Origin of the sequence: Haloferax mediterranei ATCC 33500 (genome assembly GCF_000306765.2) — an archaeon.
GTDB lineage: Archaea > Halobacteriota > Halobacteria > Halobacteriales > Haloferacaceae > Haloferax > Haloferax mediterranei.
In genome coordinates, this window is the sequence record NC_017941.2 from 1 (window position 1) to 19604 (window position 19604).

Genomic DNA, 19604 nt, shown 5'->3' on the forward strand with positions numbered 1-19604 from the left:
ATGGACGAGGACGACAATCCACGAGATGGCAATCGACGGGAAGATGGGGGTAACCCTCAACGCGACATCGACACCGGGTCCGGTGGCGTGGCTCCCGAGGATGACGTATCCGCCGAGGATATCGATATTCAAGCGAGTATCGGCCCAGATGCCGACACTCCCGACGAGGACCTCGACCAGCACAAAGACCCTGATGTCGGACTCGACAAGGTCGTCTTAAACGACGACGACGGTTCGAAAGGGTTGTTCGACGACCTTCTCGCTGGTGAACCCATCTTCGAGAACAAGGAGGTTCTTCGGCCGTCGTACACGCCGCACGAACTTCCCCACCGAACTGACCAGATTAACCAGATGGCGACGATTCTCGTCTCCGCGCTCCGCGGCGAGACGCCATCGAATATTCTCATCTACGGGAAGACCGGGACCGGGAAGACGGCAAGTGCGAAGTTTGTCAGTCAGGAACTGGAGTCTACCTCGCAGAAGTACGACGTTCCGTGCGAAGTCGAGTATATCAACTGCGAAGTGACGGACACACAGTATCGCGTGCTCGCGCAACTCGCGAACAAATTCATCGAGAAGAACATCGAACGAATCGAGGCAGAACAGGACCGCCTCGACGAGATGCGCACGCGGGCGACAGAAGACCCGAACGCGCTCGCCGATACGCCCTATGACTCCATCGCCGAGATAAACGAGCGCGAGGAGGAACTCGCCGTCGACGCCGACGAGATGGAGACCGTTCCGATGACGGGATGGCCGACAGACCGTGTCTATACGACGTTCTTCGACGCCGTCGATTACAAAGAGCGCGTGGTCGTCATCATGCTCGACGAAATCGACAAACTCGTCGAAAAATCGGGCGACGACACGCTCTATAATCTCTCGCGGATGAACTCGGAACTCGACAACTCGCGGATTTCTATCATGGGTATCTCGAACGACCTGAAGTTCACCGACTTTCTCGACCCGCGAGTCAAGTCGAGTCTCGGCGAGGAGGAAATCGTCTTCCCACCGTACGACGCCAACCAACTCCGCGATATCCTTCAGCACCGCGCCGACGTGGCGTTCAAAGGGGGCGCATTGACGGACGACGTAATCCCGCTTTGTGCCGCCTTCGCGGCGCAGGAGCACGGTGACGCGCGCCGCGCGCTCGACTTGCTCCGAACAGCCGGAGAACTCGCCGAGCGTGGGCAGGCCGATACCGTCGAAGAAGCGCACGTCCGGCAAGCACAGGATAAAATCGAACTCGACCGCGTCGTCGAGGTCGTTCGGACGCTCCCCACGCAGTCGAAAATCGTCCTCTTTGCTATCATCCTCCTCGAAAAGAACGGCGTCCGAAACATCAACACCGGTGAGGTGTTCAACATCTACAAGCGCCTTTGCGAGGAGATTGACGCCGACGTGCTCACACAGCGCCGCGTCACCGACCTCATCTCCGAACTCGACATGCTCGGCATCGTCAACGCCGTCGTCGTCTCCAAAGGTCGCTACGGCCGGACCAAGGAAATCAGCCTCTCTGTTCCTATCGACGAGACGGAGGCGGTCCTCCTAACGGACTCCCGTCTCGGCGACATTGAGAGCGCACAACCCTTCGTGCAGGCGCGGTTCGACAACTAAGGGTCGAGTATACCTCTTTACTGACATTCGAGTCACACTACTCTACGAGGCTTCGAGTCACATTCTAACGCTTCGAGCCCGAGATACGGATTACCGGACGTGGAGTGTCGGAGTGGACTGTCAGACGAGAACTGCTGAGAACGGAATTGCCTTCCCGAGCTATGCGGCCAGCGATGGCTGCGAAAACTGTCTGTGCACGTTAGCCGGTCGTTTTGGCTCGATGGCCGACGCGTTCGGCTCGAAAGCCGCTGATTTCGTGTCGATAGTCGAGACCTGCGCTGCTGGTTGACTAACCATCGAAGACCCCGATTCAACCGGAGCCGACACCGACTCGACTGGCACGGGGTCGACAGAATTCGGTGCCATGAGCGTGTTTGCGAGCGTCAGGCGAACCCATCCGAGGAACGGAATACGGACGCGAGCGATGCCCTGAACCCACTTGGGCCGGACTGGGTCGCTGATACCGCTCACCTGGTCGTAGCGCGGGTTATTGTCTCCTTTCGTGATGAACCCGGAGTAGCGAGCGGGGCAGTTGGCCAGTTCGTTGCAACTGTCCGCCGAGATGTAGTCGGGGTTTGCCTTGTCGTACCAATTTTCACCCTTTTCGACGTGGAACATTGCACGGTGGATGATGGGTGGGCCAGTTGCGTTCGGGTCGTGATACACGACGACGCTTCCGTTCCCACCGAAGGACCGATAGCCGACTTCTGAGCCCTTCTCCGCAGTGACGACGGCAGTCCCCTCGACAGCCGAGTCGGGGACGTAACGGTCCGGTCCCGAAATGAACACGAGGTCGCCTTTGTGCATGTGCGGCTCCATGCTCCCACTCTCGACGGCGACCATCGGTGGCCACACACCGCTAATCGCGAATAGGAGCAAGCCAACGGCTAGTACGGCGAGAGCGCTCGTCAACACCTCTCGAATGAACAGTAACGGTCCCTCGTCGGCCGTCCAGAGCTGTTTCAGAAATCCTTCATCGGTGTCTGGACCGAGCGGCGAGTCGTTGGAGGGCGGGCGGCCGTCGTCGGCACTCATCACTTCCAGTTTGCCCGCGCCGGATTTCAACGTTCTGGGTTTCGGCACCCTTTTTGCCACGCTCCGCTGACTCGGCGGTGTGCCATTGGAGACGCCGGCGCGCATCGTCCGGACACTCGTCGGTCGCGGCTACAACGCCGAACGCGAGGCCGTGACCCTCATCGCCGGTTCGGACGACCCGGGCACTACGCTCGCCCGTGTCGTCGAAGCCACCCCGGATGACGCGCTTCGAATCACTGCAGACCACGTCCGCGAGGTGCTCGCGTCTGCACCCGCTTCGGACCCACCGGGAACTGAATCCCCGAGCGCCGCCGACGTAGGCGACCCCCCCGTTTCCGCTGCAACATCGGATGACAACGCCACCCAAGTTGGAAATACGACTCCATCCGAAGTACAGGAGTCGTCCAGCGGACGGAACGTCGACCCGGCGCTTCGGTCGCTCGATATTGCGAACGACATGACCGGTCAGTCGACGGGAACTGGGGAGTACGACGACTTTGTGAAGGTGTTCCGCGACCGCTACGAGAAGCTCTCGAAGATGCTCCGTGGACGCGTCAACCACCGCCCGGCGAAGGCCATCTCGAAGATGTCCGGCGGGGAAGACGCGGAACTCATCGGTCTCGTAGACGACGTTCGGTCGACAAAGAGCGGCCACTGGATTATCGACCTCGAGGACACGACAGGGACGTTCCCGTGTCTCGTGATGAAAGACAAGGAAATCGCGTCCTACGTCGACGACCTCCTCTTAGACGAGTGTATCGCCGTCCAGGGAACGCTTTCCGGTGACGCCGGGATTCTGTTCGTCGATTCGATGCACTTCCCGGACGTGCCGCGGAGCTACCGCCCGAACACCGCGGACCGACACGTCCAGGCAGCGCTTATTTCGGACGTACACGTCGGCAGTCAGGAGTTCATGGCCGATGCGTGGAACCGATTTGCTGACTGGCTCCACACCGAAGAAGCGGCGAACATCGAGTATCTCCTCATCGCGGGCGACATGGTCGAAGGCGTCGGCGTCTACCCGAATCAGGACGAAGAACTCGACGTTATCGACATCTACGACCAGTACGAGGTGTTCTCGGAGCATCTCAAATCGGTTCCCGGCGACCTCGATATCGTGATGATTCCGGGTAACCACGACGCGGTTCGCCTCGCAGAACCCCAACCCGGCTTCGACGACGAACTCCGCGACATTATGTCCGCCCACGACGCCCGCATCACGAGCAACCCCTCGATGGTCACGCTCGAAGGCGTCAAGGTGCTCATGTACCACGGCGTCTCGCTCGACGAAGTCATCGCCGAACTCCCCTCGGAGAAGGCGAGTTACGACGAACCGCACAAGGCGATGTACCAACTCCTGAAAAAGCGGCACGTCGCACCGCAGTTCGGGGGTCACACGCGCCTCGCACCCGAAGAACTCGATTACCTTGTCATGGAGGACGTTCCGGACATCTTCCACACCGGCCACGTTCACAAACTCGGCTGGGGGAAATACCACAACGTTCTCGCGGTCAACTCCGGTTGCTGGCAAGCCCAGACCGACTTCCAGAAATCCGTCAATATCGACCCTGACGCTGGGTACGCTCCTATCGTCGACCTCAACACGCTGAATATGACGGTTCGGAAGTTCTCCTGACCCTCGTCTCTTCTGACCCACACCGTTTTTGACGCGGAAGCACACGGTTGTGCGCCCCGCCCAACCACACCGCCGTCTGCTTATAAGCCCGACAGTCGGATCGGTGGTAATGTCTGACGACATACTATTTGACGCGACGACGCTGAACGACCTGGAACTCGACAACCGCGCTGGCCTCGCACCCATGACTCGTGTCAGCGCGACCGCCGACGGGCGGGCGACCGAGCAGATGGCGCGCTACTACGCGAAATTCGCCGAGGGTGGCTTCTCGTTTCTCGTCACTGAGGGCGTCTACACCGACGACACCTACAGTCAGGGATATCTGAATCAACCCGGTCTCGTCACCGAGGACCACGTAGAGGCGTGGACACAGGTCACGGATGCCGTCCACGACTTCGACACGCCAATAGTTGCCCAGTTGATGCACGCCGGAGCACAGGTACAGGAGAACCCGAACGTCGAGAGCGACGAGACAATCGCCCCCTCGGCGGTCCAACCGGACGGTGAGAAGTCCGAAGCCTACGGCGGGAGCGGTGAATATGCCGTTCCACGGGAAGCGACTCTCGACGACCTCGATGCAGTCCGCGAGGGGTTCGTCGAGTCTGCGACGAACGCGGTCGAAGCCGGGTTCGACGGCGTCGAGATTCACAGCGCGAACGGCTACCTTCTCAACGAGTTCCTCGCGGCGGACGCGAACCAGCGCGATGACGAGTACGGCGGCGCGCCCGAGGCCCGCGTTCGATTCCCCGCGGAAGTCGTCTCGGCAGTTGTCGAGGCCGTCCCCGACGAGTTCGTCGTCGGCGTACGCGTTTCGCAGACCAAAGTGACCGACGACAGCTACGAGTGGGTCGAAGGAGTGGACGCTGCCGCGGTCTTCTTCGAGGAACTCTCGGCCGCCGGTGCAGACTACGTCCACACGGTCGACTCGGATGCTGCCGGTCCGACATTCGGTGAAGACGGGCCGTCACTCGCCGAAACCGCAGTCGAGTACGTTACCGACGAGACGGTCGTCGTTGCAAACGGTGGTCTCGGCGACCCCGACGCGGCGCGCGCGGCGGTTGACTCCGGTGCCGACCTCGTTACGCTGGGGACGAGCGCCCTCGCTAACCCCGACTGGCCGGCGCGTGTGGCGGCGGATGCCGACCTCGACCAGTTCGACCCCGCGGCGTTCCTCGCGCCGACAGCGAGCATTTCTGACCACGAAACTCCGACCGACATCCCGACTGCAGACGACTGAACCCCTTCGCTTCCACTCGAACTTTTCACTCCCCATCCCCTCACTCCTCGCCCCCTCACTCCCCATCCCCTCACTCTTCACCCAAGCGTCACGTCCAAATAGAGCATCACGATGACGCCAATCATCGTCCCGAACGTCGCCACGCGCTCGTTTCCGTTTGCGTGCGTTTCGGGGACGATTTCGTCGGAGATGACGAACAACATCGCACCCGCAGCGAATCCCATCGCGTAGGGGAGGAGCGCTGTGGCGTACTGGATGGCCCACGCGCCGAAGACGGCGAGCGGAATCTCGACGAGACCCGCACGAATACCCGTGAACGTCGCATAGGTCGTGTTTCGAAGGCCAGCGTTGACCGCGGCGATAGAAACTGCGAGCCCTTCCGGGATGTTCTGGATGCCGATAGCGAGCATCAGCGGGATGGCGGTTCCGAGGTCTCCGGAGCCGAAGCCGACCCCGACTGCGAGTCCTTCCGGCATGTTGTGGATGGTTATGGCGATGATAAAGAGAACGACAGACGCCATCTTCGTCTCTGCTTCTATCTTTGCCTCTGCCTCTGTCTCCGCCTCGGGAGCGTCAGCGCGGGCTTGCCCGGTTACGAGGATATGGACGTGCGGAAGCCACATGTCGGCCCGGTCGAGGACGGCGACGCCGATGATGAACCCGACGAGAACCGGAACCGGACTGCCGCCCGCGGCCTCGATACCGGGGAGGATGAGGCTCGTAAAACTCGCGGCGAGCATTACGCCAGCAGCGAATCCGAGAAGCGTATCGAGCGACCGCTTCGAGGGGTTGCGCCAAATCAAGATGAGAAGCGCACCGAGCATGTTCAGCCCGGCGATAACGAGGCCGCCGACGAGACCGTGGATAACGGGATTTGTCCCGGCGATGGAGACGAACAGTTCTTCGACTGTCGTCACCGCCGTCTCGCCTCCACCTGTCGCCCGTCACGCCCGGTTGCCATGTCTCTCTAAACGAGAGGTGTCTACGTATGCCCTCCGTCAACTCTCAGTCGCTGAGAGGCCGTCGGTAGTCGCTGAGAGGCCGTCGAAACCGACTAGTTCGTTTCGTCGAGATAGTACCTAACTGTCCGAGTCCCGTCGAAATCCGGCCCGTGACCGACTCGCTCGAACCCGACGTGTTCGACTGCAGTGTGAAGCGGTTCTTCCGATTCGAGGACGAGCACTTCGACCGGGAGTTGTTCAGTGTTGGCGAACCGAAGGGGTTCTTCGAGAAGTCGCTGAACTGCGTCTTCGGTTCCGCCGAGTCGAGTGACGTGGAGGACGCCATCTCGAACGTCGAATCCGACGAAACCGAGAACTGGGTCGTCGGCTGCCGGTGTGTCTGCATTCGGGTCTGCACCGGTTTCCGCGGTTGCAATGCGGACCGTCCGGTCTTGTATCAACCGACGCATTGCCCGTTCCGGCGCATCGGCGACGGCGGCGAGGGCCTCGGCGTCCGAGTCGACGGCGTCTCTGACTTTCATAGCTAAACGTTTCGCCCCTTCGTTCATAAACCTCCGCACAAAGAAGGGTTAGGGACCGTCTCGGCGGCGGATTCGCCGATGTCGGCAACGGTTGAAAAGGAGGACATAGTTATACGTCCCCCCGCGTTAGCCCCTCGCATGTTTGAGCACCGAGAGTCGCAGCGACACGACGCAGCGGAGGGACGATGCGCGTAGTCGCGAAGTTCGGCGGCACCTCTCTTGGGAGCGGTGACCGAATTAATCGCGCCGCGGACTCTATCGCCGCGGCCGTCGAAGAGGGACACGAGATAGCCGTCGTCGCCTCTGCAATGGGGTCGACGACCGACGACCTGCTCGACGAAATCAAATTCGAAGCCGACGACAGAGACCGCGCCGAAATCGTCTCGATGGGCGAGCGAACCAGCGTTCGGATGCTCAAGGCGGCGCTCGCCGCTCGCGGCGTGGATGCACTGTTCCTCGAACCCGGGGCTGATGACTGGCCGGTCATCGCGAACGACCTCGGCGAAGTCGATGTCGAAGAAACCCAGCGGCGCGCCGCGAAACTCGCCGAGGAGTTAGACGGCGTCGTCCCGGTCATCACGGGCTTCCTCGCACAGAACCTCGAGGGCGAGATTACGACCCTCGGCCGCGGCGGCTCCGACACGACCGCCGTGATGCTCGGCAGGTACATGGACGCCGACGAGGTCGTCATCGTGACCGACGTCGAGGGTGTCATGACTGGCGACCCGCGCGTCGTCGAAGGTGCGCGGAACGTCGGCCGAATCACCGTCGACGAACTCCGAAACCTCTCGTTCCGCGGTGCCGAGGTCGTCGCGCCGTCGGCGCTTTCCTACAAGGACGAAGAACTCGACGTTCGCGTCGTTCACTACCAACACGGTGACTTACTCACCGGCGGGACGCTCATCGAAGGTGAGTTCCACAACCTCATCGACATGCAGGAGGACCCGCTTGCGTGTCTTACCGTCGCGGGACGAGCGATTCGCAACCGACCGGGTATCCTCGCGGACCTCTCTGTCGCCCTGCGCGACGAGGACATAAACGTCGACTCGGTCGCCTCCGGGATGGACTCAATCACGTTCTACGTCCTCGAAGAGGAGTCGAATCAGGCGGAGGCAGTGCTTCACGACCGCGTCGTCGCCGACGAAGCCCTCTCGTCTGTCACCGTCGAAGACAACATCGCCGTCATTCGCGTCACCGGCGGTGAACTTCCGAACCGGCCGGGTGTCATCCTCGAAATCGTCCAGCCGCTTTCCGAGGCGGGCATCAATATCCACGATGTCATCACCTCCGCAACGTCTGTCGCCATCTTCGTGGCGTGGGACGACCGCGAGGAGACACTCGAAATCATCCAAAACGAGTTCTGAGCCGGTTCGACTGCTTCTGAGACACGCTATCGTCAACGTGTCTCTCCGAGGGAGTCCATCGTGGATCACCGTCTACCATGGACCATCGCCCACTACAGACCATCGTCCACCACGGACCACCGCTATCTCTTGAACCGGGCCGGATTGGACCGGTTCGGACTCGGACAGGCTAGCCAACTCACTGGCCTGTTCAGCCGAGACAATAGCCTACCCAGCCGAGACACCGGTCAGAATTGACGGTCCATGGTGGCAATCAACACAGACACCAACACCGATGTACAGAATAGCCCGAAAACGACGAGAAACAACCGTATCTCCCCTGTTTTCCGCCTGCATTATTCTTCACATTCACGGCCGTATAGGGTGGTATGCGCTCATACAAGGCAAAGATGGTCGAACCCATCGAACTTCCCTCTCGCGAGGAGCGGGAGGCCGCCATCGAACAGGCGGGGTACAACGTCTTCAATCTCGACGCTCGCGATGTCTACATCGATTTGCTGACCGACTCCGGCACGGGAACGATGTCCGCAGACCAGTGGGCAGCGATGATTCGCGGCGACGAGGCGTACGCCGGCAGCGAGTCGTTCGACAACCTCGCCGAATCCGTCCGCGATGTGATGGGATTCGAACACGTCGTTCCGACCCATCAGGGACGCGGTGCGGAGAACGTCCTCTACGGTGTGCTTCTCGAAGACGGCGATGTGGTCCCGAACAACTCGCACTTCGATACGACGCGGGCGCACATCGTCAACCAGGGTGCCGAACCCGTCGACTGCCCGTCGCCCGCCTCTCGCGACCCGAACTCGACCGACTTGTTCAAGGGGAACTTCGACCTCGACGCGGGTCACGCCCTCGTCGAGGAAGTCGGTGCAGATTCGATTCCGGTCGTCGTCCTCACTATCACGAACAACTCCGTCGCCGGCCAACCCGTCTCGATGGAGAACATTCGCGCCACTGCCGAGTTCGCAAGCGACATCGACGCGATGTTCGTCATGGACGCCTGCCGGTTCGCGGAGAACGCTCACTTCATCCAGACCAACGAGGCGGGTTACGAGGACATGTCTATCGCCGAAATCGCCCGCGAGCAGTTCGAACACGCCGACGCCATCACGATGTCGGGGAAGAAAGACGCCCTCGTCAACATCGGCGGGTTCGCCGCGATGAACGACGAGACGATATTCGAACACGCAAAGCAGCGGGCGATTCTCTACGAGGGCTTCCCCACCTACGGCGGCCTCTCTGGCCGGGATATCGAGGCGATGGCCGTCGGCCTCCGCGAGGCGGTCACGCCGCCGTACATCGGCGAGCGCGTCGAGCAAGTGGCCGAATTGGGTGACTTGCTCTCCGAAGAGGACGTCCCCGTCTACCTTCCGACCGGAGGTCACGCCGTCTACCTCGACGCCAGCGAAATCTTCTCCCACATTCCGAAAGAGCAGTTCCCCGGGCAGGCGCTCGTCTGCGCGCTCTACCGCGAAGGCGGCGTCCGCGGCGTCGAACTCGGCGGATTCGCATTCCCCGGCACCGACCGTCCGGACCTCGTCCGTCTCGCGCTCCCACGGCGGACGTACAGTTTCGAACACCTCGAACACATCGCTGAGACGGCCGTCAAGGCGATGGAGAACGCCGAGGAGTACGAGGGTCTCGAAATCATCGAGGAACCGCCGATGAAGGAGCTTCGGCACTTCTCGGCGCGACTCGAACCGACCTCGAACTGAAAGCGCTCGCATCCCGCCGTCTTCTGACTGCCTTCTATTCGCTTCTATTCGCCTTCTCGATTCACTTTCCTTCGTAGAGTCGACTCGCGAGCCGTTTTGGCAGTCCGACTTCGCGGACGCGCTCTGCGACTCGGTCGATGTCGTAGTTGACCCGGTGTTCTTCGACCGTCATCGTCTCGAGGTCGACGACGGCGTAGGCCGCCCGCGGGTCGCCGTCGCGGGGTTGCCCGACGCTTCCCGGATTGAGGACGATTCCCTCGTCGTAGATTTCGTGGCCTTGGATGTGGGTGTGCCCCAATACGAGAAGGTCTTCGCCCGAAAGCAGCGCGGGTGAGAAACCCTCCGGGTAGGTGTACCGGTCGGGGTCGTCCGGGTGGCCGTGGGCGAGTCGAACCCGGCCGTTGGCGACGGTTCGCGTCTCCGGAAGTGATTCGAGCCAGTCGAGTGATTCTGGAGACAGTTCTTCGCGGGCGAAGTCGACGCCAGCGGCGGCCATGCTGTTGAACCGAAAGCCGGTCGCGGCTGTGACTGCTCGGTCGTGGTTCCCGGAAACGGTCGGCACGTCCCGCTCCGACAGCGTGGTCACGCACTCCTCGGGCCACGGATTGTACCCCACCACGTCGCCGGCGCAGACGAGTTCGTCGACCGGCGGCAGCGATTCGAGGACGGTATCGAGTGCCGGGAGGTTTCCGTGCACGTCCGAGATAACGCCCAGAAGCATGGCTCACGATACGGGTCCTCGGGTGAAAAGTACGGGGCTGAAGTCGGTGACGGGACCGACTCGGTTCGACTACTCGCCGTTGTAGAAGGCGGTTTCGACCGACTCGCCGACGGTCGCCGCGGCGGCACAGACCGTGTGTTCGAACTCGTGGTTGTAGAGTTCGCGGGCCGCATCGGCGGCGCTCTCGGCCGACAGGTCGAACGTCCGCGGGTCGTCTTCCTCGTAGGTCGCAACCAGCGTCGGTTCCTCGACCGCTTCGACGACGAGTGCGTCCTTGCGGACGATGCCGATGTACGCGTCGTCGGCACCGACGACGCCCGCGATTCGCGGCGTGTCGTAGTCGTCTTTCTCGTAGTCGAGTGCGAGCAGAATCTCAGCGAGTGCGTCGCGCGGCGGGTAGCCGAGGTCGAGTTTTTCGGCGATTGGGTCGACCTGTGACCCGTTTCCGACGACGACGTACTGACCACCCTCGCGGACGCAGTTGTAGGCGATGTAAGGGTTGTCAGTCTCCGGGGCATCGGGCGTCGGCCCGACGGTCAGGGCTCCGTCCCGGTCGACGACCTGTCGATTCGGGAAGGACCGAGAGGAGACACGATAGGCACCGATTCCGGGACCGACGACGACGAATCGTCCGACGTACATACACGACAGTGGATAGAACAGGGGCAAATAGTTGGTGGTTTATGCACGTCTGTTCTGTTGTATGTCACTAGTTTGCACGCGAGGGCCGACACGCAACGTTTACAAATGCCCACGAATTACGAAGTGATGCGAAGTTCCATGGGGTAGTGGCCAATCCTGTTGCCTTCTGGGGGCAACGACCCAGGTTCGAATCCTGGTGGAACTATACTGGTTCGCGCGGTTCGAACGTCGGAAGGTAACTTCCGGAAGTTCGAATCCTGGTGGAACTATTCTTCGTTCTCTACACTCTTCGGGGCGACGCTGTCCCCTGTTCTCCAGTTGAAACGAAGGGGTTACTTTTGGAAACTGAAGGGGTTCGTTTCGAGTGGAAACCGATAGACTGCAGTCCGGTAAATCGTGAGAAACCCAGATACAGCAGCCGAGCCGTGGATTCGACTCAACGGTCGACCGCGAGAAGTGCGACGCGCTCGTTGACGAGTGCGGCGAGGTCGCCGTCCGCCGCGGCGCGTTCGTCGTCGCCAATGTCGAAGAAATCGCAGACGAGCGATTCGTCGTAGTCTCCGAGCGTGTCGGCGGGCGTGAGGTCGAGCCGGTCGAAAAGCGCCGCTTCTGCGGCGTCCTCGTCACCGCCGTCGACGAGAATCACGACGGGCACCGTCCCTTCGCTGACGCCGATTTCGAATGCGCGGTTAATCTGGCGGCGGCCGCTGGCGTAGAGGATGAATTCGACGGCGCGGTCGCGGGCGATTTCGTTGCCGCGGGAGATGGCTCGGTCAGCGAGTTCGACCGCCCGTTCGAGGTGGCTGCGGCCCGCGATGTACCGAGCATCGAACGCTTGAATCGTCGCTTCTGTTTCGTCGGAGACCGCTCCGACGGTAGCGATGAACGCGTCGAGGTCGGAGACGGTCGCTTCGGCTTCGAGTACTCTCATTCGAAATCACCTAAACTCGCCTGCTGGTCGGCACGCTCTTTCGCCGTCTCGAATCCCGAATCGTCGGGGACCGCATCTTCCGGCGCGTCGGACTCATCGATGTCGTCCATCGACGGGTCCTTTCGACCTGCCGCTTCGAGGATGTTTTCGGCGGTCTTCCGCCGACCACGGAGAGCGGCGAGGATACGCGACTTGTCCGCCTCGCGGAGGTCCGAACGGGTCTCGACACCGGCCTCGAACAGCCGCCGCGCGCGTTTTCGACCAACACCGCGGACGCCCGCGAGATTGAGGAGTTCTTCGCGGACGCCGTACTCGACGCGCTTTTTGGCCTCACGGACAGCGTAGACCGAATCAAGGTCCAGTTCGGAGGCGAGTCGTTCGGCCGCGCCTAAGAGCCACTCCGCCGTGTCGACCTTTCCACGGATGTCGCCCGGCCCGACCCCGTAGCGCTCCGTGATTCGGTCTTCGTCCACCTCGCCGACCCAATCTTCGAGGAGTTTGGCGGTCTTGAGCGCCGAGAGCCAGTCTTCGAAGGCGACGTCCTCGTACTCGGTGGGAACGCGACCGAGGAACTCGGGTTCGCGCTCGTAGCACAGTTCGGTGTAGGTCTCTCGGTCGCCGGATTTCAGGTACAACTGGTACATATCCGGCGTCCGGCAGACGAGGTGATAGAGACCGAGCGGGGTCGGGTAGGTCTGGTCGGTTTCGAACTCGTCGTCGGTACCGTTGTCGGCACCGTCGCCGCTTCCGCTGTCGTCGGCACCGTCGTCGCTTCCGCCACCGTCGCCTGTCGAGACCATCTCGCTCGCCCGCTGGAATCCGCCGGGGGCATCGTCAGCGTCTGCGTCCGTCCTCTGTTTGGGCTTCTCGGGCGTCTCTCCGGCCAGTGCGCGAAGTTTCTCGGAGCGATGCTTCGCACCCCATTCGAGACCGTCGATGATTTCGGCGGCGCTCATCGGGTCCAGATAGAGCCGCGAGACGGTGTGACCGACGGGTGTCGCCTGAATTCTTTCGCCCTCAAACTCGATGAAGCCGTTCACTTCGAGGTAGTCGAGCACGCGGTCTGTCACCCGTCCCAATCGCTCCGGGTCGTCGGTCTGCGTGGCGTAGAGCGTCTGGTCGAGGAATTCGAGCAATCCCTCGCGGGTGTGGGCGAACCCGGATGCGACGGTTGCGAGGAGGTGCGTCCGAAGCGCGGGTTCGGCCGCCAGTTTCGAGCGGACGTCCTCCGCTTCGGCCCAGATGTACCGCTCGAACAGTTCGTCGCGGGTGTCGGCGTCGTTGGCGAGTAGCACCGCCTCGCCGTAGGGGTCGAGACCGGGGCGACCGGCGCGACCCATCATCTGATGTACTTCGAGTACGTCGAGCGGTTTCATCCCGCCGTAGTCGCCGTCGTAGCGCTGCCAGTCGCGGATGATGACACGACGACTCGGCGTGTTGACACCGGCGGCGAGCGTCGGCGTCGCGCAGATGCACTTGATGAGTCGGTCGCGAAAGGCGTCTTCCACGAGGGTTCGGTGCTCCGAGGCGAGACCGGCGTGATGGAACGCCGCGCCCTTGGCGACGGCTTTGGCGAGGTCCTCGGAAGTTTCGGTGTCGGATACGTCGCGTATCTCGGCGGCCAACTGCGCGAGTTCGCCGCGTTCGTCGCCGGTGATGTACTGTTCTGTTACGTCGGCCATCCGCCGGGCCGCGGACTCCGCGTTGCGGCGTGAGTTGACGAAGACGAGCGACGAACCCTGGTCGTCGTCGTCGTCGCCGTCGAGCGCGTCGGCGACGAGCGCCGGTGCCTGCCGCTCGCCGCGCCCGACGGGAACCTCGCGTTGGCTCCCGTCGTCGAACGAGATTGCGTTGCCGTAGTGGACGCCCATCTTGAGGTCGATGGGTCGCCAGTCGGAGTGGACGAGCTCGGCGTCCAGCCAGTCCGCCACCTCGCCCGCGTTGCCGACGGTCGCCGAGAGGGCGACCACCTGTAAGTCCGGGTTAAGTCGGCGAAGCTTCGCCAGCGTGACTTCGAGTGTCGGACCTCGGTGGCGGTCGTCGACGAGGTGAACTTCGTCGGAGACGACGCAGGTGAGTTGCTCCAGCCACGCCGCGTTGTTTCGGACGAGCGAGTCCACCTTCTCGGAGGTCGCGACGATGATATCGCGCGAGGAGAGCCATTCGCCGCTGGACTCGTAGTTGCCGGTCGAGACGCCCACGTCGATGCCGTACTCCTCCCACCGCTCGAACTCGGCTTTCTTCTCCGAGGCGAGCGCTCTGAGCGGGACGATGTAGAGTGCTTTCCCACCGGTAGAACCGCTGGGAAGTTCTCCCGAGCCATCCGAGCGCGGCTCGGGGACGCCGCGTGCGACGCTCGATAGCATCGCGAGTTCGGCGACGAGCGTCTTTCCGCTTGCCGTCGGGACGGCGGCGACGAGACTCTCACCGTCGGTCAGGCCGGCCTCGACGGCCTCGGCCTGCGGCGGGTACAACTCCTCGATGCCCTCGTCGTGGAGGGCCTCGGGAATCCCCGTCGGCAGGCCCGTCAGGTCCGCTGTTCGCATTGCATCCCCCTTGGTCCGTCCTTCGGTTTAAGGCATCGGGTCGTCGCGCTCGTACCAACCCGGCTCTTTCGCCGCCGAGCGTCGGCAGGGCTATGTACGGCCCGGCGGAAAATGATGGTATGAGAGTCGAGTACGACCGCGACACCTGCATTGGTATCTTCCAGTGTGTCGACGAGTGGGACGCGTTCCAGAAGAATCTCGACGACGGCAAGGCTGACCTCGAAGGCGCAGCGGAGGCCGACGACGACGTGTTCGTCCGCGAGATTCCCGAGGACGCCGAGTTCGACGCGAAGTTCGCCGCCCGCGTCTGTCCCGTCGAAGCGATTCGCATTATCGACGACGACGGCGAACAACTCGTCCCCTGAGACGGTTCGATTCGGTTCGTTCCACCCGCTCCGCTCCGTTTTGTGACCTTTCGCAGGTTCTATTAGAAATATGAACAGTGTGACGACGGACCGTGGGTCCCGTCCCCGAACCCCTTCGTTTCGAGTGGAGATTCGCCCGACGTCAGACTGTACAACTTTAAGCGTCGGGGGTAGTAATCGTGCCACTATGAGCCAAGCGACGAAAATCGTGCTCGGTACCGTCGGCGTGTCGGCCGTGTTGGCCGTCGTGCTCGTCGGGATGAGCCTCGCCTGAGGAAATGTTTGAGACGCGCACACTGCCGTCGGACCTCGAATCGATACGCGACGAGTACGCCCCCAGCGCACTCGTCTTGAATGTAAGCGGGGATTTCGACACTATCCCCCCGGAAGCAGCGGAGAACCTCGGTCTCGTGGTCGATTCGCTCTCCCCGGCGGCGTATCCCGCTGAGTGGCTACCAGACGATGTCCCGAAGGCGCTACGCCGATACGCCTCCTCGGATTTCACCGTCGGGATGCCCGGCGACGGAACCGTGACGTGGACTTGGCAGACGACGCCCCCGGTCGTGTTGGTGAAGTACCGCGCGAAGGGGACTCCGGACGACTTTCTGGACTTCCTCATCGCCGAGGCGCTCGTTCAAGCGGGAACTGACGACATCCCGGAACACTTCCTGCCGTTCTTCGGCGAGCAGTATCGCGACCTCGAAGCGGCGATGCCCCTCGGCCCGAGCGAGACGTATCAGGTTGCCGCCGCTCTCTACGAGGGTTGGGTGGGACTTCAGACCCGCGAGGAGTTTGCCTCGTGGGACGGCAGATACGACCGCCTCCACGATGCGTGGGTCGATGCGGGCGAGCGACTGGACGACAGACTGGCGAATCTCCCGCGGTTGGTTGCACTCGGGCGACTGTCGTTCCCCGAGGCGACCGAGTTCGCGTGCTCGGCCATCAAACACGAGCGCGACTTGCCCGCGCCGTTTGCCGCTCTCGACACCGCGGCGTACCTCGACCATGGCCCAACCTACGCGGTCAAGTGGGCAGAAAAGACGTTCGAGCAACTCGCGGAGGGCCAGGACGCCCGCGACACAGACGAGTAGGTAACCGAGTGTCGGCACGCGACGCGCCGTGCTCCTGAACTGAGGGAGTTCGTCTTCGAGTTAGAAGTCCGTCGTGACGCTGCCGTCTTCGTCGAGGTCGACAACGCCGTCGAACAACTCGCGAAACCGGTCGAGCGTCTCTTGGTCGTGGACTTCTTTCGAGAGGTGGAACAGTCCGACCGCGTCGTACTCTTTGAGGAGTTCGAGGATTCGCTTTGTCGCCTCGAAGGCGCGGTCTTCGTCGGCGTAGTAGGCCATCTCCGTCACCGAATCGACGCTGAGTCGGAGTTTCCCGTCGTAACTCTCCAAGAACTGTCGGGTCTTTTCGACGATGGTGTCGAGGTCGTCGGGCGCGGCGACGTAGTAAATGTTGTCGGCGCTTCGTCGGGAGTAACCACGTTCGATAGAGAGCGTGTCGAGGATGATTGCGCGGGATTCATCGACTTCGTAGTGCTCAATCTTCTGTTCGACCTCGCGTGCGGTGGTGCGCGTCGAGATGACGAGGAACTGGTCGGTGTCGACCTTGAAGAAGTCCGTATCGATGCGGTCAGTCTCGCCGATACTCGGATGAAGGAGCAGGATTCCTGTGCCGCCCGGAATCGTCTCGGGCGCGTCTTCGATGGCGAGCTCGTAATCCATACCTCAAGCAGTTACTCTGCCGACTTAATCCTTCATGCCATTTCGACTACCTGATTGGGAAACTGTGGGTCGCCACAGCCCCATACAGCGAGTCAGCCGTCATCGCGATTAGCACAGCCGCCGTGAGCCGTCGTGATTAGACAGGAATTCGCCGTTGCGGCGATTAGAACAGCGAGTCAGCCGTCGCCGCACCGATGACACTGAACACCGCACCGACGCTCGTCGCCTTGAGCGTAATCGCCAGTACAGCGAGGTCGAGTTTGATTCCCATCGCGTCGAAGATGATGCGCCCCGACACGTCCGAGAGGAAGGTTCCCGGCGCGTCGAATGCGATAGCGAGGATGAACACGGAGAGATACGCGACGCTGATGAGTGAGATAAATCGAACCGGAACCCCGCCGACCTCACGTTCTCTGTCCGGGTCACGGTTGTCGGCCTTGTAGAGCGCGCCGTAGCCGACCGCGAGGACGATAACGACCGTGAGAATCGCCTGCAAGAGCGACATGCTCCGCGCGAGCACCCACACCTCCTCGGTCACGACGAACGGTCCGGCGAGGAGGAACCCGCCGACAATCTGCTGTGCGGTGTCGGCAAGCGCGAATCGGCGGCGGACCCCGACCATACTCCGGTCGTGGCGTCGGCGGTAATTAAAAGGCGCGGCGGCAGCACCGAGTGAGGGGGATATCGAATTATCCGTCGTCGCGCTCCGAACTGATTTAGTCCCCACACTGTAAGGTTCGAGTATGAGCGTTCGCGACGAGTTCGACGCCTGGGCGGCCGACGGCCGCGACAAAGGCATGGAGGACCGACACTGGCACACTGCGAAGCACGCCCTCGCACGGATGCCGGTCGAAGAAGGCGATACCGTTGTCGACCTCGGAACGGGAAGCGGCTACGCCCTCCGCGCCCTCCACGACACGAAAGGAACCGGTCGCGGTTTCGGTCTCGATGGCTCGCCCGAGATGGTCCAGAACGCCCGCGAGTACACCGATACCGACGACCTCACGTTCCTCGTCGGCGACTTCGACGACCTTCCGTTCGACGACAACAGCGTCGACCACATCTGGTCGATGGAGGCGTTTTACTACGCCGCCGACCCACACCACACTCTCGAAGAGGTCGCTCGCATCCTCAAGCCGGGCGGCACGTTCTTCTGCGCCGTCAACTACTACGAGGAGAATATCCACTCTCACGAGTGGCAGGAGATGATTTCCATCGACATGACCCGCTGGACACACGAGGAGTATCGCGAGGCCTTCCGCGACGCCGGTCTCTACGTCGCCGAACAGGACTCCATCGCCGACATGGACATCGAAATTCCGCCGGCTGAAGCGTTCCCCACCGACGATTGGGAGACCCGCGAGGATATGGTCGACCGCTATCGGACCTTCGGAACGCTTCTGACCGTCGGCGTCGCGCCCTAGGTTCCCGAATCGACCGATAAAATCCTGGTTTTCACTCGACGATATGCGACGCGTCGGGGTTGAACCCGACTTCGAGTTCCGACCCGAGTTCGAATCGACCGTCACCGCGCTCTGTGTCGTCGTCGATTGTCACCGACACTTCGGTCCCGCTCCAGTCGAGTCTGATACGTGTCGTCGCGCCCTGAAACTCGGCATCGACGATGGTCCCGCGAATCCGGTTTTGACCGGCACCGACGCGGAGCGCTTCGGGCCGGACGCAGAACGTAATCGACTCGCCGGGAGCGGCATCCGACGTACTTGGCGACAGTGATTCGCCGAACGTGCGGCCGCCCTCGGAGAGCGTGAATACCTGGTCTTCGGTACCGACTCGCAACCCCCCCGTTTCCGGTCGAGACTCCACGACCGCGTCGAGGACGTTGTTCTCACCGACGAACTCCGCGACGAATCTGGTCTGCGGCCGGTGATACACGTCGCGGGGGTTGCCGACCTGTTCCACGCGCCCGCGGTTGAGCACCGCCACGCGGTCAGAGACGGCCAGCGCCTCGGATTGGTCGTGGGTGACGTAGACGGTCGTCACCCCGAGTTCCGACTGGATGCGCTTGACTTGTCGGCGGAGTCGGTCCCGAAGACGGGCGTCCAGCGCCGACATCGGCTCGTCCAGAAGAAGGAGGTCCGGGCCGGGCGCGAGGGCGCGAGCGAGCGCAACCCGCTGTTGTTGCCCACCAGAAAGCGAATCGGGGTCGCGGTCCTCGAACCCGGAGAGGTCGACGAGTTCGAGGAGTTCGGCGACGCGCTCGTCGCGGGTGGCACCACCCGGTGGGTCCGTAAACCGAAGGCCGTAGGCGACGTTCTCGCCGACGGTCAGATGGGGAAACAGCGCGTAATTCTGAAACACGACGCCGACCCCTCTCGATTCAGGTGGAACTCCCGCCATCGACTCGCCGTCGAAGCGGACGGCACCCTCTGTCGGCGACTCGAATCCGGCAATACACCGGAGCGTCGTCGTCTTGCCGCACCCCGAGGGGCCGACGAGCGTGAAGAACTCTCCTTCCCCGACAGACAGCGAGACCGAATCGAGTGCGGTCGCTGTCCCGTAGCGCTTGGATACGTCGTCGAGTTCGAGTCTCATGGATTCACCTCCGGAATCACATCAGTCGG

At 62.2% G+C, this 19604-nt stretch carries 19 protein-coding genes and 1 tRNA gene; 10 read left to right on the top strand and 10 right to left on the bottom strand.

Going from position 1 to position 19604, the window contains the following annotated elements; translation table 11 throughout:
* Complete coding sequence (locus HFX_RS00005; protein WP_004058834.1) at positions 1-1617, top strand: Cdc6/Cdc18 family protein; 1617 nt, start codon at positions 1-3, stop codon at positions 1615-1617.
* 159 nt (positions 1618-1776) lie between these two features.
* Here the strand turns inward: HFX_RS00005 and HFX_RS00010 are convergent, their stop codons facing one another.
* The gene (locus HFX_RS00010; protein ID WP_004058833.1) at positions 1777-2652 is read right to left on the bottom strand and encodes a S26 family signal peptidase; all 876 of its coding nucleotides are present in this window, start codon (positions 2650-2652) and stop codon (positions 1777-1779) included.
* Positions 2653-2731: 79 nt separating this feature from the next.
* Between HFX_RS00010 and HFX_RS00015 the strand changes: the two genes are divergently transcribed.
* Both HFX_RS00015 and HFX_RS00020 read left to right on the top strand, forming a co-directional pair.
* The gene (locus HFX_RS00015) at positions 2732-4288 is read left to right on the top strand and encodes a DNA-directed DNA polymerase II small subunit (protein WP_004058832.1); all 1557 of its coding nucleotides are present in this window, start codon (positions 2732-2734) and stop codon (positions 4286-4288) included.
* 109 nt (positions 4289-4397) lie between these two features.
* Positions 4398-5525 (top strand): oxidoreductase, encoded by a 1128-nt coding sequence (locus tag HFX_RS00020; protein WP_004058830.1) that lies wholly within the window; start codon positions 4398-4400, stop codon positions 5523-5525.
* A gap of 77 nt (positions 5526-5602) precedes the next feature.
* Here HFX_RS00020 and HFX_RS00025 read toward each other — a convergent pair whose 3' ends face one another.
* The gene (locus HFX_RS00025) at positions 5603-6442 is read right to left on the bottom strand and encodes a ZIP family metal transporter (protein ID WP_004058828.1); all 840 of its coding nucleotides are present in this window, start codon (positions 6440-6442) and stop codon (positions 5603-5605) included.
* A gap of 137 nt (positions 6443-6579) precedes the next feature.
* Positions 6580-7008, bottom strand: a complete 429-nt coding sequence (locus tag HFX_RS00030; protein ID WP_004058826.1) for a hypothetical protein — start codon at positions 7006-7008, stop codon at positions 6580-6582.
* A gap of 185 nt (positions 7009-7193) precedes the next feature.
* Here HFX_RS00030 and HFX_RS00035 point away from each other — a divergent pair, with 185 nt between their 5' ends.
* Positions 7194-8372 carry an aspartate kinase gene (locus HFX_RS00035; RefSeq protein ID WP_004058824.1) on the top strand — a complete coding sequence of 393 codons (1179 nt, stop codon included), beginning with the start codon at positions 7194-7196 and terminating at the stop codon, positions 8370-8372.
* 368 nt (positions 8373-8740) lie between these two features.
* Positions 8741-10087, top strand: a complete 1347-nt coding sequence (locus HFX_RS00040; RefSeq protein WP_004058822.1) for a tryptophanase — start codon at positions 8741-8743, stop codon at positions 10085-10087.
* Positions 10088-10148: 61 nt separating this feature from the next.
* Here the strand turns inward: HFX_RS00040 and HFX_RS00045 are convergent, their stop codons facing one another.
* Both HFX_RS00045 and HFX_RS00050 read right to left on the bottom strand, forming a co-directional pair.
* Positions 10149-10808: a metallophosphoesterase family protein gene (locus HFX_RS00045; protein WP_004058820.1), complete on the bottom strand. Its 660-nt coding sequence runs from the start codon at positions 10806-10808 to the stop codon at positions 10149-10151.
* 69 nt (positions 10809-10877) lie between these two features.
* Positions 10878-11450: an IMP cyclohydrolase gene (locus HFX_RS00050; RefSeq protein ID WP_004058819.1), complete on the bottom strand. Its 573-nt coding sequence runs from the start codon at positions 11448-11450 to the stop codon at positions 10878-10880.
* A gap of 132 nt (positions 11451-11582) precedes the next feature.
* Between HFX_RS00050 and HFX_RS00055 the strand changes: the two genes are divergently transcribed.
* Positions 11583-11655: transfer RNA gene (locus HFX_RS00055), tRNA-Gln, on the top strand.
* A gap of 231 nt (positions 11656-11886) precedes the next feature.
* Here HFX_RS00055 and cgi121 read toward each other — a convergent pair.
* Both cgi121 and HFX_RS00065 read right to left on the bottom strand, forming a co-directional pair.
* Positions 11887-12381, bottom strand: coding sequence for a KEOPS complex subunit Cgi121 (gene cgi121 / locus HFX_RS00060; RefSeq protein WP_004058817.1), 495 nt, complete (start codon positions 12379-12381; stop codon positions 11887-11889).
* On the bottom strand, positions 12378-14927 hold the full coding sequence (locus HFX_RS00065; protein ID WP_004058815.1) for an ATP-dependent DNA helicase: 2550 nt from the start codon (positions 14925-14927) through the stop codon (positions 12378-12380). Before HFX_RS00065 ends, cgi121 begins: the two co-directional genes overlap by 4 nt.
* Before the next feature lie 119 nt (positions 14928-15046).
* On the opposite strand from HFX_RS00065, the gene HFX_RS00070 reads away from it, so the two are divergent.
* The 3 genes from HFX_RS00070 to HFX_RS00075 all read left to right on the top strand — a co-directional run bounded on the left by HFX_RS00070 (position 15047) and on the right by HFX_RS00075 (position 16383).
* The gene (locus HFX_RS00070; RefSeq protein ID WP_004058813.1) at positions 15047-15292 is read left to right on the top strand and encodes a ferredoxin; all 246 of its coding nucleotides are present in this window, start codon (positions 15047-15049) and stop codon (positions 15290-15292) included.
* Between the two features lie 187 nt (positions 15293-15479).
* Complete coding sequence (locus tag HFX_RS20675) at positions 15480-15566, top strand: hypothetical protein (protein WP_425497320.1); 87 nt, start codon at positions 15480-15482, stop codon at positions 15564-15566.
* A 4-nt stretch (positions 15567-15570) separates the two neighbouring features.
* Positions 15571-16383 (top strand): DUF7089 family protein, encoded by an 813-nt coding sequence (locus HFX_RS00075; protein ID WP_004058811.1) that lies wholly within the window; start codon positions 15571-15573, stop codon positions 16381-16383.
* Positions 16384-16443: 60 nt separating this feature from the next.
* Here the strand turns inward: HFX_RS00075 and HFX_RS00080 are convergent, their stop codons facing one another.
* Both HFX_RS00080 and HFX_RS00085 read right to left on the bottom strand, forming a co-directional pair.
* A complete protein-coding gene (locus HFX_RS00080; protein ID WP_004058809.1) occupies positions 16444-17022 on the bottom strand; it encodes a DUF7090 family protein in 579 nt (192 codons plus the stop codon).
* A gap of 163 nt (positions 17023-17185) precedes the next feature.
* Positions 17186-17644: a DUF2391 family protein gene (locus HFX_RS00085; RefSeq protein ID WP_004058807.1), complete on the bottom strand. Its 459-nt coding sequence runs from the start codon at positions 17642-17644 to the stop codon at positions 17186-17188.
* A gap of 121 nt (positions 17645-17765) precedes the next feature.
* Here HFX_RS00085 and HFX_RS00090 point away from each other — a divergent pair, with 121 nt between their 5' ends.
* Positions 17766-18446, top strand: a complete 681-nt coding sequence (locus HFX_RS00090; protein ID WP_004058806.1) for a class I SAM-dependent methyltransferase — start codon at positions 17766-17768, stop codon at positions 18444-18446.
* Between the two features lie 31 nt (positions 18447-18477).
* On the opposite strand, the gene HFX_RS00095 is transcribed toward HFX_RS00090, so the two are convergent.
* Entirely contained in the window at positions 18478-19575 is a 1098-nt protein-coding gene (locus HFX_RS00095; RefSeq protein WP_004058804.1) for an ABC transporter ATP-binding protein, read from the bottom strand.
* Between the last annotated feature and the right edge of the window lie 29 nt (positions 19576-19604).

Coding starts and splice junctions, on each gene's coding strand:
- HFX_RS00005 (WP_004058834.1), top strand. CDS start 1: ATGGACGAGGACGACAATCCACGAGATGGCAATCGACGGGAAGATGGG.
- HFX_RS00050 (WP_004058819.1), bottom strand. CDS start 11,450: ATGTACGTCGGACGATTCGTCGTCGTCGGTCCCGGAATCGGTGCCTAT.
- HFX_RS00010 (WP_004058833.1), bottom strand. CDS start 2,652: ATGAGTGCCGACGACGGCCGCCCGCCCTCCAACGACTCGCCGCTCGGT.
- HFX_RS00065 (WP_004058815.1), bottom strand. CDS start 14,927: ATGCGAACAGCGGACCTGACGGGCCTGCCGACGGGGATTCCCGAGGCC.
- HFX_RS00095 (WP_004058804.1), bottom strand. CDS start 19,575: ATGAGACTCGAACTCGACGACGTATCCAAGCGCTACGGGACAGCGACC.
- HFX_RS00075 (WP_004058811.1), top strand. CDS start 15,571: ATGTTTGAGACGCGCACACTGCCGTCGGACCTCGAATCGATACGCGAC.
- HFX_RS00070 (WP_004058813.1), top strand. CDS start 15,047: ATGAGAGTCGAGTACGACCGCGACACCTGCATTGGTATCTTCCAGTGT.
- HFX_RS00080 (WP_004058809.1), bottom strand. CDS start 17,022: ATGGATTACGAGCTCGCCATCGAAGACGCGCCCGAGACGATTCCGGGC.
- HFX_RS00020 (WP_004058830.1), top strand. CDS start 4,398: ATGTCTGACGACATACTATTTGACGCGACGACGCTGAACGACCTGGAA.
- HFX_RS00030 (WP_004058826.1), bottom strand. CDS start 7,008: ATGAAAGTCAGAGACGCCGTCGACTCGGACGCCGAGGCCCTCGCCGCC.
- HFX_RS00040 (WP_004058822.1), top strand. CDS start 8,741: ATGCGCTCATACAAGGCAAAGATGGTCGAACCCATCGAACTTCCCTCT.
- HFX_RS20675 (WP_425497320.1), top strand. CDS start 15,480: ATGAGCCAAGCGACGAAAATCGTGCTCGGTACCGTCGGCGTGTCGGCC.
- HFX_RS00035 (WP_004058824.1), top strand. CDS start 7,194: ATGCGCGTAGTCGCGAAGTTCGGCGGCACCTCTCTTGGGAGCGGTGAC.
- HFX_RS00090 (WP_004058806.1), top strand. CDS start 17,766: ATGAGCGTTCGCGACGAGTTCGACGCCTGGGCGGCCGACGGCCGCGAC.
- HFX_RS00085 (WP_004058807.1), bottom strand. CDS start 17,644: ATGGTCGGGGTCCGCCGCCGATTCGCGCTTGCCGACACCGCACAGCAG.
- HFX_RS00045 (WP_004058820.1), bottom strand. CDS start 10,808: ATGCTTCTGGGCGTTATCTCGGACGTGCACGGAAACCTCCCGGCACTC.
- cgi121 (WP_004058817.1), bottom strand. CDS start 12,381: ATGAGAGTACTCGAAGCCGAAGCGACCGTCTCCGACCTCGACGCGTTC.